At 50.1% G+C, this 17,930-nt stretch carries 20 protein-coding genes; 12 read left to right on the forward strand and 8 right to left on the reverse strand.

Features of this window, described 5'->3' with window-relative positions; translation table 11 throughout:
• Nucleotides 1-44 precede the first annotated feature (44 nt).
• The 7 genes from atpE to atpC are packed head-to-tail and all read left to right on the forward strand — an operon-like array spanning nucleotide 45 to nucleotide 5,676.
• Nucleotides 45-323: an ATP synthase F0 subunit C gene (gene atpE / locus I2G42_RS08635; protein WP_022462449.1), complete on the forward strand. Its 279-nt coding sequence runs from the start codon at nucleotides 45-47 to the stop codon at nucleotides 321-323.
• A 37-nt stretch (nucleotides 324-360) separates the two neighbouring features.
• Nucleotides 361-864, forward strand: a complete 504-nt coding sequence (atpF, locus tag I2G42_RS08640; RefSeq protein ID WP_022462448.1) for a F0F1 ATP synthase subunit B — start codon at nucleotides 361-363, stop codon at nucleotides 862-864.
• Entirely contained in the window at nucleotides 861-1,400 is a 540-nt protein-coding gene (atpH, locus tag I2G42_RS08645; protein WP_022462447.1) for an ATP synthase F1 subunit delta, read from the forward strand. The genes atpF and atpH overlap by 4 nt, the downstream gene beginning before the upstream one ends.
• Before the next feature lie 9 nt (nucleotides 1,401-1,409).
• Nucleotides 1,410-2,939 (forward strand): F0F1 ATP synthase subunit alpha, encoded by a 1,530-nt coding sequence (atpA, locus tag I2G42_RS08650; protein WP_195530964.1) that lies wholly within the window; start codon nucleotides 1,410-1,412, stop codon nucleotides 2,937-2,939.
• Nucleotides 2,940-2,957: 18 nt separating this feature from the next.
• Nucleotides 2,958-3,824: an ATP synthase F1 subunit gamma gene (gene atpG / locus I2G42_RS08655; RefSeq protein WP_055220552.1), complete on the forward strand. Its 867-nt coding sequence runs from the start codon at nucleotides 2,958-2,960 to the stop codon at nucleotides 3,822-3,824.
• Between the two features lie 35 nt (nucleotides 3,825-3,859).
• Entirely contained in the window at nucleotides 3,860-5,260 is a 1,401-nt protein-coding gene (atpD, locus tag I2G42_RS08660) for a F0F1 ATP synthase subunit beta (protein WP_022462236.1), read from the forward strand.
• A 14-nt stretch (nucleotides 5,261-5,274) separates the two neighbouring features.
• The gene (atpC, locus tag I2G42_RS08665; RefSeq protein WP_022462237.1) at nucleotides 5,275-5,676 is read left to right on the forward strand and encodes an ATP synthase F1 subunit epsilon; all 402 of its coding nucleotides are present in this window, start codon (nucleotides 5,275-5,277) and stop codon (nucleotides 5,674-5,676) included.
• 74 nt (nucleotides 5,677-5,750) lie between these two features.
• Here atpC and I2G42_RS08670 read toward each other — a convergent pair whose 3' ends face one another.
• From I2G42_RS08670 to I2G42_RS08705, 8 genes are all read right to left on the reverse strand, one after another.
• Nucleotides 5,751-7,148, reverse strand: coding sequence for a Na+/H+ antiporter NhaC family protein (locus tag I2G42_RS08670; RefSeq protein WP_195530965.1), 1,398 nt, complete (start codon nucleotides 7,146-7,148; stop codon nucleotides 5,751-5,753).
• Between the two features lie 78 nt (nucleotides 7,149-7,226).
• Nucleotides 7,227-8,105 carry an N-carbamoylputrescine amidase gene (aguB, locus tag I2G42_RS08675; RefSeq protein WP_195530966.1) on the reverse strand — a complete coding sequence of 293 codons (879 nt, stop codon included), beginning with the start codon at nucleotides 8,103-8,105 and terminating at the stop codon, nucleotides 7,227-7,229.
• Nucleotides 8,102-9,232: an agmatine deiminase gene (gene aguA, locus I2G42_RS08680; protein WP_195530967.1), complete on the reverse strand. Its 1,131-nt coding sequence runs from the start codon at nucleotides 9,230-9,232 to the stop codon at nucleotides 8,102-8,104. Before aguA ends, aguB begins: the two co-directional genes overlap by 4 nt.
• Nucleotides 9,204-10,337: a carboxynorspermidine decarboxylase gene (gene nspC / locus I2G42_RS08685; RefSeq protein ID WP_195530968.1), complete on the reverse strand. Its 1,134-nt coding sequence runs from the start codon at nucleotides 10,335-10,337 to the stop codon at nucleotides 9,204-9,206. Before nspC ends, aguA begins: the two co-directional genes overlap by 29 nt.
• A 4-nt stretch (nucleotides 10,338-10,341) precedes the next feature.
• Nucleotides 10,342-11,601, reverse strand: coding sequence for a saccharopine dehydrogenase family protein (locus I2G42_RS08690; protein ID WP_022462242.1), 1,260 nt, complete (start codon nucleotides 11,599-11,601; stop codon nucleotides 10,342-10,344).
• Between the two features lie 470 nt (nucleotides 11,602-12,071).
• A complete protein-coding gene (locus I2G42_RS08695) occupies nucleotides 12,072-12,602 on the reverse strand; it encodes a GNAT family N-acetyltransferase (protein WP_022462243.1) in 531 nt (176 codons plus the stop codon).
• A 2-nt stretch (nucleotides 12,603-12,604) separates the two neighbouring features.
• Nucleotides 12,605-13,123 carry a peptidylprolyl isomerase gene (locus I2G42_RS08700; RefSeq protein WP_055227969.1) on the reverse strand — a complete coding sequence of 173 codons (519 nt, stop codon included), beginning with the start codon at nucleotides 13,121-13,123 and terminating at the stop codon, nucleotides 12,605-12,607.
• Between the two features lie 141 nt (nucleotides 13,124-13,264).
• A complete protein-coding gene (locus tag I2G42_RS08705; protein WP_022462245.1) occupies nucleotides 13,265-14,473 on the reverse strand; it encodes an aspartate kinase in 1,209 nt (402 codons plus the stop codon).
• 257 nt (nucleotides 14,474-14,730) lie between these two features.
• Here I2G42_RS08705 and tsaE point away from each other — a divergent pair, with 257 nt between their 5' ends.
• From tsaE to I2G42_RS08730, 5 genes are all read left to right on the forward strand, one after another.
• Nucleotides 14,731-15,150 carry a tRNA (adenosine(37)-N6)-threonylcarbamoyltransferase complex ATPase subunit type 1 TsaE gene (tsaE, locus tag I2G42_RS08710; protein WP_195530969.1) on the forward strand — a complete coding sequence of 140 codons (420 nt, stop codon included), beginning with the start codon at nucleotides 14,731-14,733 and terminating at the stop codon, nucleotides 15,148-15,150.
• A 117-nt stretch (nucleotides 15,151-15,267) separates the two neighbouring features.
• Nucleotides 15,268-16,020, forward strand: coding sequence for a tRNA (adenosine(37)-N6)-threonylcarbamoyltransferase complex dimerization subunit type 1 TsaB (gene tsaB, locus I2G42_RS08715; RefSeq protein WP_195530970.1), 753 nt, complete (start codon nucleotides 15,268-15,270; stop codon nucleotides 16,018-16,020).
• Nucleotides 16,017-16,472 (forward strand): ribosomal protein S18-alanine N-acetyltransferase, encoded by a 456-nt coding sequence (rimI, locus tag I2G42_RS08720; RefSeq protein WP_207741857.1) that lies wholly within the window; start codon nucleotides 16,017-16,019, stop codon nucleotides 16,470-16,472. Before tsaB ends, rimI begins: the two co-directional genes overlap by 4 nt.
• Nucleotides 16,473-16,640: 168 nt before the next feature.
• Nucleotides 16,641-16,883, forward strand: a complete 243-nt coding sequence (locus I2G42_RS08725; RefSeq protein ID WP_022462249.1) for a hypothetical protein — start codon at nucleotides 16,641-16,643, stop codon at nucleotides 16,881-16,883.
• A gap of 46 nt (nucleotides 16,884-16,929) precedes the next feature.
• Nucleotides 16,930-17,928, forward strand: coding sequence for an alpha/beta fold hydrolase (locus I2G42_RS08730; protein ID WP_118595005.1), 999 nt, complete (start codon nucleotides 16,930-16,932; stop codon nucleotides 17,926-17,928).
• The last annotated feature ends 2 nt before the right edge of the window (nucleotides 17,929-17,930 follow it).

A 17,930-nucleotide genomic window follows, 5' to 3' on the forward strand; every position in this document is an offset into this window, starting at 1 on the left:
TAAAAAATGAGGTTTACAAAAAGAAAATACAGGAGGAAAACAAGATGGATTTTCAGATTTTAGCAAAAGGTATCGCTCTCGCAGGATGCGCAATCGGCGCAGGATGCTCCCTGATCGCAGGTATCGGACCTGGTATCGGTGAAGGTAACGCCGTAGCAAAGGCACTTGAGGCAATCGGACGTCAGCCGGAATGCAAAGGTGATGTAACAAGTACGATGCTTCTTGGCTGTGCGATCGCAGAGACCACAGGTATTTACGGTTTCGTAACCGGCCTGCTTCTGATCTTCGTAGCACCGGGAATGTTCATGAACTTCCTGAAATAGTTGCAAGGAGTAAATGATTGCTAGGAGGAAAGAAACTATGCAGGTTCAGGAACTGGTAGGAATTGTCCCCTGGACTTTTATCGCACAGATCTGCAACCTCTTCATCCAGATGTATCTGATCAAACGGTTCCTTTTCAAACCGATCAATGAAATGCTGGAAAAACGGCGTGCGGCAGCCGATGCGGAGATTACAGACGCAGAGGCGGCAAAAAAAGAAGCCAACGCCATCAAAGAGGAATATGAGCAGAATATGCAGGAGGCCAAGGCAAAGGCCAACGAGATTCTCGAAAGCGCCAGAAAGACAGCAACGCTGCAGAGCGAGAAAATCGTAAAAGAGGCTTCCGAACAGGCAGCTGCCCTGAAAAATAAGGCAGAAAAAGAGATTGCCCAGGAGAAAAAGAAAGCGGTCAATGAAGTCAAAGGCGAGATCGGCGGCATTGCCATGGATATTGCCGGAAAGGTCATTGAACGTGAGATTAATGAAAAAGACCATGAGAAGCTGATAGATGAATTTATATCGAATGTAGGTGAAGCATCATGACAGAAACTGCCAGAGTATACGGTGGGAGCCTGTATGAGCTGGCCCAGGAGGAGCATCTCGAAGAGGAAATCCTTTCCGAGATGAAGGAGATCCGAGCTCTGTTCCGGGAAAATCCGGAGTATCCGCGCCTTTTATCGGAGCCTTCGATTCCGCGAAAAGAGCGGATCGGGCTGATCGACGCGGCATTTGGCAGCCAGGCGGAACCGTATTTGGTCAATTTTATCAAACTGCTGTGTGAAAAAAATCTTCTCCGGGAATTCGGCGGATGCCAGGAAGCGTTTCAGCGCAGATACTTTGCGGCGCACAATATTGCCGAGGCAGTTGTGACGAGTGCAGCATCCCTGTCGAAGGAACAGGAAGAGCTTCTGAAGAAAAAACTGGAAACGATGAGCGGAAAAACGGTCGTGATGGAACTGAAAACCGATCCGTCCGTTCTGGCGGGTGTCCGCGTGGAGCTCGACGGAAAGCTGTTTGACGGAACCGTAAAGGGACGTTTGGCCGAGCTTTCCAGAAGAATCAGCGATACAGTGGTGTAGGAGGAAAAAATGCAACTGAAACCAGAAGAAATATCCAAGGTCATCCGCAGCCAGATCAAATATTATGAAAATGCGATCCGGCAGGATGAGACAGGCACCGTTCTGATGGTCGGAGACGGAATCGCAAGAGCCAGCGGTCTTTCGAACTGCATGGCAGGCGAGCTGCTGGAATTTGAGGATGGAAGTTATGGAATGGCACAGAACCTCGAGGAAAACAGCGTATCTGTCGTTTTATTCGGTTCCGGCGAGAACATCAGCGAGGGACAGCTTGTAAAAAGAACGGGAAAGGTTGTTTCGGTTCCGGTCGGAGAAGGCATGATCGGACGCGTTGTCAACGCGCTCGGCCAGCCAATCGACGGCGCAGGCCCGATTACGGCAGCAGAGTACCGTCCGATTGAAAGCCCGGCACCGGGCATCTGTGAGAGAAAAGGTGTTAATCAGCCGCTGCAGACCGGTATTAAAGCGATCGATTCCATGGTTCCGATCGGAAGAGGCCAGCGAGAGCTGATCATCGGAGACCGTCAGACCGGAAAGACAACGATCGCAACCGATACCATTCTGAACCAGAAAGGCAAGGATGTGATCTGTATCTACGTTGCCATCGGACAGAAACGTTCGACAGTAGCGTCCTTAGTAGAAAATCTTGAGAAGAACGGCGCAATGGCGTACACCATCGTCGTGGCAGCGACGGCATCCGAAGCGAGCCCGCTGCAGTATATCGTACCGTATTCCGGCTGTGCCATGGGCGAGTACTTTATGTATCAGGGAAAAGATGTGCTGATTATTTATGATGACTTAAGTAAGCACGCGGTTGCATACCGTGCACTCTCCCTGCTGATCCGCCGTCCGCCGGGACGTGAGGCTTATCCGGGAGATGTTTTCTATCTCCATTCCAGACTTCTGGAGCGTGCCGCAAAGCTGGACGATGAACACGGCGGCGGATCCATGACGGCCCTGCCGATCATTGAGACCCAGGCAGGCGATATTTCTGCCTATATTCCGACGAACGTCATCTCCATCACAGACGGCCAGATTTTCCTTGAGACAGAGCTGTTCCACTCGGGTGTTATGCCGGCGGTAAACCCTGGCGTATCGGTATCCCGTGTCGGTGGAAATGCGCAGATTAAGGCAATGAAGAAGGTAGCCGGAACTCTGAAACTGATCTATTCCCAGTACCGCGAGCTGGCAAGCTTTGCGCAGTTCGGATCCGATCTGGATGCCGATACAAAGGCGCGTCTGGAGCAGGGTGTGCGTATCGTGGAAGTATTAAAACAGAACCAGAATGCACCGGTTTCGGTAGAAAAACAGGTTGCTATTCTCTATGCGGTAACGAAAGGAATTCTGTCAAAGGTTGCAGCTGAGGATGTCCGCGCCTATGAGGACGGACTGTATACCTGGCTCGATACCGATGCCGAGGGTGCTGCCGTGATGCAGGAGATTTCCGCAACCGGAAAACTTGAGGCAGATACCGAGGAGAAGCTGAAAAGTGCGCTCGAATCGTACACCGAAAACTTTATCAATACAAGACCTGCAAAATAAGGAAAGAAGGAGGAGCCTATGGCTGCAAACATGAAAGCCGTAAAGCTGCGGATCAAAAGTGTCGAAAGCACGATGCAGATTACCAAGGCGATGGAACTTGTAGCGTCCTCCAAGCTGCGAAAAGCGAAGGAGCGGGCTGATACCTGCCGTCCGTATTTTCAGGAGCTGTACCGCACTTTGCAGGATATTGCAAAAGGAAACACGGAATTTTATTCCATTTATGCAAAAGAGGCAAAAAACGAGAAATGCTGCTACGTGCTGGTTGCCGGAGACCGCGGTCTTGCGGGCGGATACAACGCCAATCTGTTCCGATGCTTTGAGGCAGATGCCAAAGGAAAAGAGATCTGTGTGGTTCCGGTCGGCAAAAAGGCAGTGGAGTATGCAAAATCCCGGAAGCTGGACATTCTGACGGACAGCTTTGCCGAGATCGCAAATCTTTCCGTGGCAGACAGCTTTGAGATCGCGCGCGCACTGTGCCGTGAGTTCCGGAAAGGGACCTTCGGACATGTGGAGCTTTGTTACACAAAATTCGTGTCGATGCTGTCGCAGATGCCGGTTTCCGTGCCGATCCTGCCTCTGATTGACATTGCAAAAGAGGACGGAGAGGACCCGGAAGCGAAAAAAATCCGGAATCTGATCCTGTATGAGCCAAACGGTGTCGAGGTATTCGAAGCGATTGTGCCGGAATACTTAGGCGGCCTGATCTACGGCGGTATCTGTGAGAGTGTGGCAAGTGAGCTTGCGGCACGCCGTACCGCAATGGAGGCGGCAACGGGAAATGCAGAGGAGATGATTGAACAGCTCAATCTGTATTACAACCGTGCCCGTCAGGCAAGCATTACGCAGGAGATCACGGAGATCGTCGGCGGTGCGGAAGGCGTGTAAGAGTGGAAACAAGAAAAGTGAGGAGAAGTCGTTAAATGAGTGAAAAACACATTGGCGAGGTTGTGCAGGTAACGGGTCCTGTTCTGGACATCCGTTTTCCGGAAGGAGAGCTGCCGGCACTTCTGAATGCCATCGAGATAGACAACCACGGCGAGAAACTGGTTGTGGAAGTGGCGCAGCAGACGGGCGACAACATGGTTCGCTGCATTGCCATGAAGTCCACAGACGGACTTGTCCGCGGAACGAAAGCAGTCGACACGGGCGGCCCGATCGCCGTTCCGGTCGGAGAGGAGTGCTTAGGCCGCGTGTTCAATCTGCTCGGTGAGACCGTAGATAATAAGCCGGCACCGGAAACAGCAGAAAAATGGCCGATCCACCGCGATCCGCCGTCCTACGAGGAGCAGGTTCCGGCAACGGAAATCCTCGAAACCGGAATCAAGGTCGTTGACCTGATCTGCCCGTATGCCAAGGGCGGAAAAATCGGTCTGTTCGGCGGTGCCGGCGTTGGAAAAACAGTCCTTATCATGGAGCTGATCCACAACGTGGCAACGGCACACGGCGGACTTTCCGTTTTCACCGGTGTCGGAGAGCGTACCCGTGAAGGAAATGACCTTTACAACGAGATGAAAGAGAGCGGTGTTATCGACAAAACAGCACTGGTCTATGGACAGATGAACGAGCCGCCGGGAGCGCGTATGCGTGTCGGACTTTCCGGCCTTACCATGGCAGAATATTTCCGTGACGTGAAAAATCAGGATGTGCTGCTGTTCATTGATAATATTTTCCGATTTACGCAGGCAGGTTCCGAGGTTTCGGCTCTGCTTGGCCGTATGCCGTCCGCAGTAGGATACCAGCCGACGCTGGCAACCGAGATGGGCGCACTGCAGGAGCGTATTACTTCCACAAGAAAGGGATCCATCACATCGGTACAGGCTGTTTACGTGCCGGCCGATGACCTGACCGACCCGGCTCCGGCAACAACGTTTACCCATCTGGATGCCACGACGGTACTTTCCCGTGAAATCTCCAGCCAGGGTATTTACCCGGCTGTTGATCCGCTCGATTCTACCAGCCGTATCCTGACACCGGAAATCGTAGGCCATGAGCACTATGAGGTAGCACGTGCCGTACAGCAGGTGCTGCAGAGATACAAAGAGCTGCAGGATATCATCGCCATCATGGGTATGGATGAGCTGTCCGAGGAGGATAAGCTGACGGTCAGCCGTGCACGTAAGGTACAGCGTTTCCTGTCCCAGAGCTTCTCGGTAGCGGAGCAGTTTACCGGTATGGAAGGAAAATATGTGCCGTTAAAAGAAACTCTGCGCGGATTCCGCATGATCCTTGACGGCGAGTGCGACGATCTTCCGGAGAGCTGTTTCCTGTTTGCAGGTACCATCGACGAGGTATTTGAAAAAGCAAAAGCACTGAATCAGTAAAGGAGGAATGACGTATGAGTACATTTCCTTTACGTGTCGGCACGCCGGACGGACTTCTCTATGAGGGTGACGTAGCGCGCGTTGTCTGCAGAACCATCAGCGGCGACCTGGCAATTCTGCCTGGGCACTGCAATTACTGCACTGCACTCGGTATGGGCGAGGCGCATATTGTGCTGGAGGACGGAACGAGAAGAAATGCCGCCTGCATCGGCGGAATGCTTTCCATGATGAACGGGGTCTGCCGTGTCCTGGCAACAACCTGGGAGTGGGAAGAGGATATTGATGCAGAGCGCGCCGAGGCTGCCAAACACAGGGCCGAGCAGGCGCTGGCAAACGGCGGTCTGACAGACAAAGAATACCGTATTGCCGAAGCCAAGTTGCAGCGTGCGCTGGTGCGGTTGAGTGTAAAAGAATAAAAAAACAAAAAAAGCCTTCGACGAATCTGGGAAAATCCGATCGTCGAAGACTTTTTTAATTTTAGAACGTGTTTTTAAAGAGCAAAAATTCCGCAGATTAAGAATCCTGCTATGGCGAGAGCAGCACTGATCAGGACGTAAGGAAACTGCGACACGGCATGTGACATATTGTCAATCTCGCAGGTCGCGGAGGAAAGAACCGTTGCGTCGGAATAGAAGCATGCATGGCTTCCGAAAACACCGCCGGATACGACAGCGCCAAGCGCCAGAAGTACATTAGCATCAAGGGCGATGGCAAGCGGAACAACGATGGAAACGGCTACGGCCTCAATTCCCCAGAAAGAGCTGGTGACAAAGGTCAGAACTGCAATGACAACAAAAATAATAGCTGCCAGTGTTTTTGCATTCATATACGGAACACACAGGTTGATGACGTATTCCGAGAGTCCCATTTCGCCGCAGGCAGTCTTGATCATAAAGGATGCAAGAAGAATGGCGAGAACCGGAAGAATATCTGCAAAGCCGGCAAAGAACAGTTCCACGTACCGCGTAAAGGTCATTTTCTTCCGCGGAAGGTAAAGAATCATACAGGAAGCAAGAGCAAGAATAATCGCCTGCATCATATCCTGCGTGGCTACTGTCACACCGATCAGAATACCGATGGGGATCAGAAAATCCAGTATATTTCCGGTATTGGTATTTTCGGGCGGGTAATCAACGCTCATTCCGGCCATGGCAATGTCAACGGAAGGGGCATTGTGCATTTTTGGATGCTCCGGTGTCTTCTCTTTCTTTTCCAGATCGGTATAGGCATCTTTCATTTTTCCGAGCTTTGGCATCAGTTTGCAGGCAAACAGAACCACAACCAGAAGTGCAGTCATCGGATAAAACATATAAGGAAGCACTTTTAAGTAAACACTCATACCGGTGGAAAAGCCCATATTGAGAATGCCCGGTTCCTGAATAAAAACACCGGAATAAAAAACTACCCAGGTGGAAAAGGGAATCAGTGCACAGACAGGTGCACCGGTTGAGTCAATGATATAGGCAAGGGCCTGGCGTGGGACTTTTCGTTTATCACAGACATCCTTCATACAGGTTCCAACGGTCATGATGTTGAGATAATCATCGACAAAAATAATGATTCCGAGAAATACCGACATCATCATGGTGATCCGTTCATTTTTACAGAAGCGGCTTAACAGGTTGGAAAAACCAAGTGTTCCTTTTGCCTCGCGGAGCAGGAAGATGAAGCCTCCGAACAGTCCGCAGAGAAGAAGAATATACTGGTTATCTGCGTTGCTGATCTCCGAAAGCAGCAGATCACACCAGGGTCCGATAAAAGCTGCTTTGTACATGATGAGATAGGCAACCAGGGTTCCGAAAATCAGAGCTTCGAAAGATTTTTTCGTTTTTAATGCAAAAATCAGCATCGCCGCAGGCGGCAGCAGACATAAAACTCCATATTGCATAGCGGTTCTCCTTTGTAGTTAGAATATGTGATGCAGCGCACCGCTGTAGGAAGAGTTACAACAGGAAGAGACAGAGCTTTACTGTTTCGTCATGATACGATAAGTTTCCGGCCGCCGGTCACGGAAAAGCCCCCAGGAAAAACGTTCTTCGCGCAGGGCATCCAGATCGAAGGAGGCGTACAGGATTTCCTCGGTATCTCTTCCGGCAGATGCTACGAGTTCACCGGTTGCATCGGCAATAAAGGAAGAACCGTAGAAAGTAAGAGAAGAGGACTGGCCGCCATTTTCTTCACAGGGCGTTACGGTTTCGGTACCAATCCGGTTTGCAGCAGCAACCGGAACAAGATTTGCGGCAGCATGTCCCTGCATGACGCGCCGCCAGTGCCCGCTGCTGTCTACATTCAGGATCGGCTCACTTCCGATCGCGGTAGGATAGAGCAGGATTTCAGCTCCCTGCACAGCCATACATCGTGCTGTTTCCGGAAACCACTGATCCCAGCAGATGCCGACGCCGACGGTTCCAAAACGTGTTTCAAAGACTTTGAATCCTGTATCTCCCGGAGTGAAATAGAATTTTTCCTGATAAAAATGATCGTCCGGGATATGGGTCTTGCGGTAAACGCCAAGAATGGATCCGTCTGCATCAATCATGGCAATGGAATTAAACAGGCGCTGAACATCCCTTTCATAAAAGCTGACCGGAATCACGACCCCAAGTTCTCCGGCAACAGCCTGAAAACGCCGGATGGCGGGATTTTCTGTCAAAGGCAGGGCATAATCATAATAATCGTATCGCTTTTCCTGACAAAAATACGGTCTTTCAAATAATTCAGGAAGAAGGATGAGATTGGCGCCGTTGGAAGCGGCTTCACGGACCATGGTCTCTGCTTTGTCTATATTTTCCTGTACCTGGCTGCAGCATGAAAACTGCAGTGCGGCAATTTTTATATTTCTCATAATCTGTTTCCTCTTTTCTTTGCCGGAATCTGCTGGGTAATACAGTGAATGTTGCCTCCGCCGGTCAGAATGACGCGTGCATCGACAGGGAGGATCCGTCGATCCGGAAAGCATTTTCCGAGAATTTCTGCAGCCACGGTATCGTTTTCATCGCCGAAACGGGGAAGAAGGACACAGTGATTGGCAAGATAAAAATTGATATAGCTGGCGGCAAGGCGTTCCCCGGCTTCCCGCTGATCTTCGCCAGCTTCAAAATCATAGCCGAGAAGATCTTCTTCTGTAATACAGATGGGATGCTTTGGAATGGGCAGCTTGTGAATTACAAAGCTTCGTCCCTTCGCGTCAACGGTATGGGAGAGAAGATCAAAAGCGGCCCTGCTTCTGGCATACTGAGGATCGTTTTCGTCCTCTGTCCAGGCAAGAAGTACTTCTCCGGGCTTTACAAAGCAGCACATATTATCGATATGGCCGTTGGTTTCATCGTTGTAAATACCAAAAGGCAGCCAGATGATTTTCTCGACCGAAAGATACTGACGCAGCTTTTCTTCAATTTCCGCTCTTGTAAGAGAAGGATTGCGCCCCGGACTCAGCAGACATTCTTCGGTCGTAAGCAGGGTTCCTTCCCCGTCAACATGGATGGAGCCGCCTTCCAGAACAAAGGGGCGGGCATTATAGAAGGAATCTCCGAGAAAACTGCAGATTCGTTCCGGAACCTCACGGTCATGCTCAAAGTGGGAGTAAAGACCGTCATACTGGCCGCCCCAGGCGTTGAATTCCCATTGAATGCCTCTTCGCCCGCCCTGATTGTTAATCACAAACGTAGCGCCGGTATCTCTCGCCCAGGCATCCTCCGTTTGGGCTTCGATCAGATGAATCCGGTCGGAGGAAAGCAGTTCCTGTGCCGATGCTTTATCCTGTGGCCGGACGAAAAGATAAACCTGCTCATAAGCGGCAATTGCTTCTGCAATTTCTGCAAATGCCGCTCTTGCCGCTTTTGCCCCGTAATTCCAGGAACCGGGACGCCACGGCCAGATCATCAGCGTGCCTTCGTGGGGATCAAATTCGCCCGGCATGTAAAAGCCATCGGCTTTTGGGGTTCTAAGACAATCGGTTTTTGAAATCTTCATATCCAAACTCCTTTATCATTCGGCAGTTTCCAGCTTTGTCCATCACCGCGATGGAAGGGAGTGGGATTCCGTTAAAGGTATTGGTTTTTACCATCGAATAAATCGCCATATCTTCAAAATACAGTCTGTCACCGATCCGGATTTGGGAATCGAAGGAATATTCGCCGATTACGTCGCCCGCCAGGCAGGTATTGCAGGAAAGGCGGTAGGTATAAGGCTTTTCCCCGGGCAGTCCGCTGTCTTTGAGCGGAGGGCGGTACGGCATCTCAAGCACATCCGGCATATGGCAGGCAGCGGAAGTGTCAAGAATTAAAATTTTTCCGTTATTTTCAACAATATCGAGAACTTCTGTGACATTGTAGCCTGCGTTTAAGGCAACTGCTTCCCCGGGCTCCAGGTAAATCTGAAGACCATACGTTTCTTTCATATGGTTGATACAGGAAATCAGGCGTTCGATATTGTAATCCTCACGGGTGATATGATGTCCGCCTCCCATGTTAAGCCAGTTCATTTTAAAAAGCCACTTGCCGAATTTTTCTTCCACGGCGCGCAGCGTGGTTTCCAGATCATCCGAATTCTGTTCACAGAGGGTATGAAAATGAAGACCGTCCACAAGATCGGCCAGTTCGTCTGTAAAATCGCAGGCGCGGATGCCCATGCGGGAGCCGGGCGCACAGGGATCATAAATCGCATGGCCTTCCTGCGTGGAGCATTCCGGGTTGATGCGAAGTCCGGCTTTTGCGGTTCCGGAAGCCTTAAGTACGGGGAGGTACGTTCGGAGCTGCTTTTCTGAGTTGAAAATAATGTGATCGCAGATCTGTGCGAGCTCTTCCATATCCTGCGGGCGGTAGGCCGGAGAATACACATGATTCTCCAGCCCCATTTCTTCCTTGCCAAGCCGCGCCTCATAGAGTCCGCTGGCAGTCGTTCCGCTGATATATTTTCCAATCAGCGGATATTCCGAAAAACAGGAAAAGCATTTCTGAGCCAGCAGAATTTTTGCACCGGTGCGTTCTTCTACCTGGTGCAGGATCTTTAAGTTTTCTTCCAGTTTGCCTTCATCAATGACAAAACAGGGAGTTGGCAGTTCGTTTATCTTATACATAGGCTTAATCTACTAAAACAGGATTTTCTACGACCTTCCACGGAAGCCCCCACTTGTTGAGTGCTTCCATGTACGGATCCGGATCGAATTCATCTGTGGTGTAGACACCCGGCTTATTCCAGAGGCCGTTCACGACCATCATGGTTCCGATCATGGCCGGAACGCCGGTTGTGTAGGAAATCGCCTGAGACTCTACTTCCCGGTAGCATTCCTGGTGGTCACAGACATTGTAAATGTAAATGCTTCTTTCTTTTCCGTCCTTGATACCGGTAAAAATACAGCCGATGTTGGTTTTACCCACGGTGCGCGGACCAAGAGTGGAAGGATCCGGAAGAAGCTCTTTTAAAAACTGGATCGGTACGATCTGCTGTCCATTGAAGGTAATCGGAGTGGTCGAGAGAAGTCCTACATTTTCCAGACATTTCATATGGGTCAGATAGCTCTGGCCGAAGGTCATGAAAAAGCGGATTCTTTTTACGCCCGGGATGTTTTTGGCAAGAGCCTCAATTTCTTCATGGTGAAGAAGGTACATATCCTTCTCGCCTACCTCATCGAAGTTATATTCCCGTTTGATCGACATTGGCGGAATTTCTACCCAGTGGCCGTTTTCCCAGTAAGAGCCGGGAGCGGATACCTCGCGGAGGTTGATTTCCGGATTGAAGTTGGTTGCAAACGGATATCCGTGGTCGCCGCCGTTGCAGTCCAGAATATCAATCGTGTGAATTTCATCGAAATAGTGTTTCTGTGCATAGGCTGCAAAGACACTGGTGACGCCCGGGTCAAAGCCGGTTCCGAGAAGACCGGTGATGCCGGCTTCCTTGAAACGGTCCATATAGGCCCACTGCCAGGAATAATCAAAGTAAGCAGAAAAGCCAAGCTCTTCGCATCTCTTTTCGTAGATTGCACGCCATGCCGGATCATCCGTATTTTCTGCTTCGTAATTTGCAGTATCAATGTAAGGAACCTTACATGCAAGGCAGGCATCCATAATGGTAAGATCCTGATAAGGAAGTGCCAGGTTTAAGACGGCATCCGGCTGATACTGTTTGATTAAGGCGATTAATTCTTCTGTGCAGTCGGCATCCACCTTTGCTGTTGTGATAATGGTTTTTGTGGTCGGAGCCAGCTTTTCTTTTAAAGCATCGCACTTGGAAAGTGTGCGGCTTGCAATCATAATTTCAGAAAATACTTCACTGTTCTGGCAGCATTTGTGAATGGCTACGGATGCAACACCGCCGCATCCGATGATCATAACTTTTGACATTGTTTGGTTCTCCTTTTTCAGAAAATGGTGTTGGGTTCATCTTTGGCTATAAGCACGAAAAAAAGACAGATGACGTGCATCATCTGTCTAAAAATCGAAATTTATACATGATCGTATTGTGCAAACTTCAGGGGATGGACAAAAATCCAGGCTTCCCCCTGTTTTCCTATGCAGAAATATATAGTCACGTACTCTTATTGACCGTTTCATAAGATGATGTGCTCGTCGTAGAGCATCGATTATAAAGTAATCAACTCATAAAATTTGCGCTTTTAACGCAATCAATAATGTGGCTCTTAACCACGCTCGGCAACTACCCCTGCCTGTCCGTCGGTTTTTTACCAGGGGCATATATTTTGCATAAGAACAGAATTGTTCGCTTGCAGTTCCAAATTATAAAGTGAAATGACATGGATGTCAAGAAAAATTTGTGAAACTATTCAGAGCTATGCGAAATGGAAGATTAAAAATCACAGGGTGATCCAGTAACGCTCCAGTGTTTTGTTTTCATCGGCACGATAAGCGGTGCCGTCGAACCGGCCGCCATTTTTCAGGATCGTTCTGCGGCTTCCCTCGTTGGTATCCAGGCAGCAGACCAGAATTTCGGAAAGGCCGAGGCTTTTGCAGTACGGCTGCACATTTTTCAGCATCCAGGAGGCATAGCCTTTTCTGCGTTCCGACGGGCGGACGGAGTAGCCGATATGGCCGCCAAAGGTGCGCAGAAAATCGTTCAGGTAGTGGCGCACCTGAATCATGCCGACAAGGCGGTTGTCTGATTTGCGGATGCACAGAAACTGTGTTGCGAGAACCATGCCCTCCGGCAGAGTCTCCTCTCTGGTATACCGCATGGTATCTTCAAGATACGCCTTCATATCATCAAACCGGCGAAGCGGTCCGCAGCCGTCCATGGAATCGCTGTTTTCCAGAAAATCGTTCCGGTAGGCGGCGAGTTCGGCGAAGTATTCCTCCGACGGTTCAACTAACATCAGTTCATCGTTCATCCTTAGCATTTCTCCGGTTCCGGATACTCGACGCCGAAGGTCTCAACGGTAACGGTAGCCATTCTCTGCGGCTGCAGCGGTTTGTCGCTGTAGTCTGTGTTGACGGATGCGATTTTATCTACGACTTCCAGGCCTTCTGTTACTTTTCCGAAAGCAGCGTATGCGCCGTCCAGATGCGGAGCGGCTTTGTGCATGATGAAGAACTGGCTTCCTGCGCTGTCCGGGAACATGGTACGTGCCATGGAGAGAACGCCTGGGGTGTGAGCGAGGTTGTTCTCAAATCCGTTCTGGGAGAACTCACCCTTGATGCAATAGTCCGGGCCGCCGGCGCCTGTGCCTGCAGGATCTCCGCCCTGGATCATGAATCCCGGGATGACACGGTGGAAGATCAGACCGTCATAGAAGCCTTTTTTTACCAGACTGATGAAGTTGTTTACGGTGTTCGGGGCAATTTCCGGGTAAAGCTCTGCTTTCATCACATCGCCGTTTTCCATAGTAATTGTAACGATTGGGTTAGACATAATTATTTTCCTCCTGATTTTTAAACGATTTCTTGATAAGACGTAAGTAGCCATTTTTCGAAGAAAAATGAGCGGATTACGAATGTTTTTGATGATTGCTGGAGTGCAAAGCACGTAGCAATCTGGTATCAAAGGGCTTTTTCAGACACGTTCCAGGAATGTCTCATGGATCGCACGCATTGCCTGATCTGCGTATGCTTCGTCGATCAGGGCAGTGATGCGGATTTCTGAGGTGGTAATCATCTCGGTATTGATTCCTGCATTGGCGAGCGCGCCGAACATTTTGGCAGCCACGCCCGAATGGGAGCGGACACCGGCTCCGATGACGGAAATCTTTGCCACGTTCTCATCATAATCCAGCTTTTTGATGCCGAGCGAATCCTTATTGTCGTTCAGCACATCGATCGTGCGCAGCATATCCGGCTTTGCAACGGTAAAGGAAACGGACTTTGTGCCGTCCTTTCCGAGTGACTGGATCATGACATCGATGTTCAGATTGTTCCGATCCAGTAAATTTAAGAGGCGGAACGTGCTCTCCGGATCGTTGCCAAGGCCTGCAACACGGATTTTTGCCACATTTTTGTCGGCAGCCACGCCGCTGATTAACATTTTTTCCATTTTGGTTTTCTCCCTTACCATCGTTCCGGAATTCCGGTTCAGACTGGAGCAGACCAGAAGTTCCACGCCGTATTTTTTTGCGATTTCCACGCATCTGCTGTGAAGGACTTTTGCGCCGAGCGAAGCCATCTCCAGCATTTCATCGTAAGTTACCTCTTCCATCTTGCGCGCATTCGGTACAATCCGCGGATCTGCGGTGTAGACGCCGTCTACATCCGTGTAGATTTCACAGACATCCGCGTGCAGCTCTGCAGCGAGGGCAACCGCAGTCGTATCGGAGCCGCCGCGTCCGAGCGTTGTGATATCATCGTATTTGTTGATCCCCTGGAAGCCGGTGACAATGACAATTTTGTTGTCATCCAGCTCTTTACGGATGCGCTCGGTGTCGATCCGTTTGAAGCGCGCGTTCTGATAATCGGAGGTCGTGTGCATCGGTACCTGCCAGGCATTTAAAGAAACAGCACTGACGCCCATCTGAATCATGGTTATGGCCATCAGGGAAACGGAAACCTGTTCACCGGTGGCAAGAAGCATATCCATCTCGCGGCGGGACGGTTTTTCCGTAATCTGTTTTGCGGTTGCAATCAGTCCGTCCGTCGTTTTTCCCATCGCGGAGAGAACGACAACGACCTGGCTTCCGGCCTGCTGTTTTTCGATGCAGCGCTGTGCTACATTGCGGATGTGCGCAAGATCTGCGACGGAGCTTCCGCCAAATTTCATTACAGTCAGCATAACAGTTTTGATCTCTTTCCTTTTTGATTTACGCGGACAAAAGCGCAGAGCGTGTTTTACCGCGTTTTCCGGGCCGAAAAAACAGGAGTGGGACGTTTTTGGGCCGCGAAACTCTGATACATAGTATAGCGAAAACAGATAGAAAAAGCAAGGAAAAGCACAAGGAAAAGCACAAGGAAAAGCGGTTTCGTTCTGCGGTTGTATTACCTTTTTGTTTGTGTTAAAATGATAGGCAGAAAAAGAGGAGAAGAAAGCATATGATCATAGAAACAAATTCTGCGGCGGAGACGCTTGCCCTTGGCGAAAAGCTGGGAAAAGCGGCGAAGCCTGGCCAGATTTATACATTAAACGGAGACCTTGGTGTTGGAAAAACCGTTCTGACGCAGGGCTTTGCAAAAGGACTTGGCATCACAGAGGCAGTCAACAGTCCCACATTTACCATTATTCAGGAATATACGGAAGGACGTCTGCCATTTTATCATTTCGATGTTTACCGGATCGGTGATATAGAAGAAATGGAAGAAATCGGATACGATGATTACTTTTTCGGTGAGGGTGTCTGCCTGATCGAATGGGCAGAACTGATTGAAGAGCTGATCCCGGAGGGTGCGATTTCGATTACGATAGAAAAAGACCTCGAAAAAGGGTTTGATTACCGGAAAATTACGGTGGAATAAAAGAAAAAATCCTGAATGTGGTGGAAAAACAAAAGGAAATCGTAAAGATTCCTGTTTCCGGCAGACTGCCAAAATGAGTTGCACAGGAAGGAAATATCGGAAAGGAAACAAAAAATCATGAAAATACTTGCACTGGACAGCTCCGGCCTGGTGGCTTCGGTGGCTGTTGTTGAAAATGACGCACTGCTTGCGGAATACACCGTAAATTATAAAAAAACACATTCCCAGACTCTGCTTCCGATGCTGGATGAAATCTCGAACATGACAGAGCTGGATCTTTCGACGATCGATGCGATTGCAGTTGCCGGAGGTCCGGGCTCGTTTACCGGTCTTCGCATCGGTTCTGCAACAGCCAAGGGACTTGGTCTGGCACTTGAAAAACCACTGATTTCCATTCCAACGACGGCGGCAATCGCGTACAATATCTGGGATACTAACAAATTTGTCTGCCCGATCATGGATGCGAGAAGAAACCAGGTCTATACCGGAGTTTACTGCTACACGGATCATCGTCTCGATACGGTCTGGGAACAGGATACGATGAGCATTGAGGCACTGGCGGAGGGCCTGAACTGCCTCGACCACGAAGTGATTTTCCTCGGGGACGGCGTTGCGGTTTACCGGGAAAAATTGCAGGAGCTTCTTACGATTCCGTTTTCGTTTGCACCGGCGCACGTGAACCGCCAGAGAGCGGCCGCAGTCGCAGCACTGGCTGAGGTTTATTATAAAGAAGGAAAGATTCAGACGGCCGAGGAGCATGAGCCGAAATACCTGAGAAAATCGCAGGCGGAGCGGGAAAGAGCCGAACGGGAATCTGTGAAGCATGCCGATGTGCTGAAAAAACAGAAAAACGGAGAGAAGAGCGAATGATCACAATCCGGGAAATGCAGATCGACGATCTGGAGCAGGTGATGCCGATTGAGGAGGCCAACTTTTCGATTCCATGGACAGAAACCGGATTTTTTACATTTCTGATCCGTGACGACGCACTGTTTCTTGTAGCAGAGGAGGACGGTGAAATTTTAGGATATCTCGGAATCCTGATTTCCTTTGATGAAAGTGAGATCACAAATGTCTGCGTGGCAGAAAAAGCGAGAAGACGCGGCATCGGCCGTGCACTGATGGAAGAGCTGTTCCGTCGGATGCAGGAGAGAAAGGTGCGCGTGATTCATCTGGATGTGCGCATCGGCAATACGCCGGCACGGAATCTGTATGAGAGTCTTGGCTTTGTGCAGGACGGCCTCAGGAAGGGGTATTACGATCTCCCCAAGGAGGATGCGGTGCTGATGAGCCGGACGGATGAATCGGTTCAGAAGAGGTAGAGAGAAATTGTTATTGTATACGCATTTAACGCACAGGACTTTCCTTTCATTCCCAGTAGGAATGGCGGGAAAGATGTGTTACAATCGACAGGACACAGGAGAATCTGATTTCTGTTTTGTGTCAGGAACGAAGAAAGAAACGTTTTTTGATACACGGGAGGAAGAAAAATGCGGAAATACAACAAAAACACAAATGAGCTGGAAGCGGCGGTGTGTAACTGCTGCGGAAAAAGCATGAAAATACAGAATGGAATGCTGCTGGAGGGGATCTGCTCGGTCGACACGACGTGGGGGTACTTTTCCGGGAAGGACCTGGAAAAGCATGAGTTTGATCTGTGCGAGGAGTGCTACGATCGGATTACATTGTCGTTTGCGGTTCCGCCGGAAATTTCGGAGGACACGGAGGTTTAGAATTTCGGGCAGTTCGGCATCGTTCTGGAAGAAAGGGGAAGGTGCAATGCAAAGAGGTTTTACGATTCAGTCGAAGGTGGATGGACTGATGCTTGACGGGCTTGTGGTGGAGCCGGAGGAGGGCGTACAGCGGACGGCGCTTCTGCAGCTCAGCCATGGAATGAGCGAATACAAGGAGCGGTATCTGCCGTTTATGGAGTTTATGGCGGAACACGGTGTAGTGTGTGTGATTCATGATCACCGCGGGCACGGAAAGAGTGTGAAGTCGGAGCAGGATCTCGGATTTATGTACGGCGCAGGCGGCGCAGGGCTTGTGGAGGATCTGTTTCAGGTTACGGTATGGGCAAAAAAAGAGTACCCGGATCTGCCGTTTATTCTGATGGGACACAGTATGGGATCCCTGGTTGTGCGCACGTATGCGAAGGAACATGATAGGGAGCTGGATGCGTTGATTGTGTGCGGTTCACCGAGCAAGAATTATCTGCGGCCGCTGGGTGCGGCTGTAGGACACGCAGAAGCGGCGGTGCTCGGGGATGAGCATCGGAGCAATCTTCTGGAGGCGATGTCGTTTGGATCGTTTGCGGCGCGGTTTGCGGATGAGAAGAGCCGGTTCGCCTGGTGCTGTTCGGACCCGGAGGTGGTGCGGGAGTATGAAGAAAACCCACTCTGTGGCTTTACGTTTTCGGATGATGCTTTTTTTGCGCTGAATGACCTGCTGAAGGAGACGTATGGATTCCATGGATGGCATTGCACAAACCGGAAGCTGCCGGTGCTGTTTTTGTCCGGCGGGGATGATCCGTGTTATGTGAATGTGCGGCGCTTTAAAAAATCCATTGACCATATGCGGCTGATCGGGTACCGCAATGTCAGAGGAAAGCTGTATCCGGGAATGCGGCATGAAATACTGAATGAGAAAGAGAAGTACCGCGTGTATGGCGATGTCTGGAAGTGGTTGAAGAAAGAAAAAGTGGTGGGGAATGTGGAGGGGGGAAGCACACCCCCGCAGACCCCGGACGGCGCTCTGGCAGGGAGCGGCGGTGTTTGATC

Source organism: Fusicatenibacter saccharivorans, from assembly GCF_015557635.1.
Classification (GTDB): domain Bacteria; phylum Bacillota; class Clostridia; order Lachnospirales; family Lachnospiraceae; genus Fusicatenibacter; species Fusicatenibacter saccharivorans.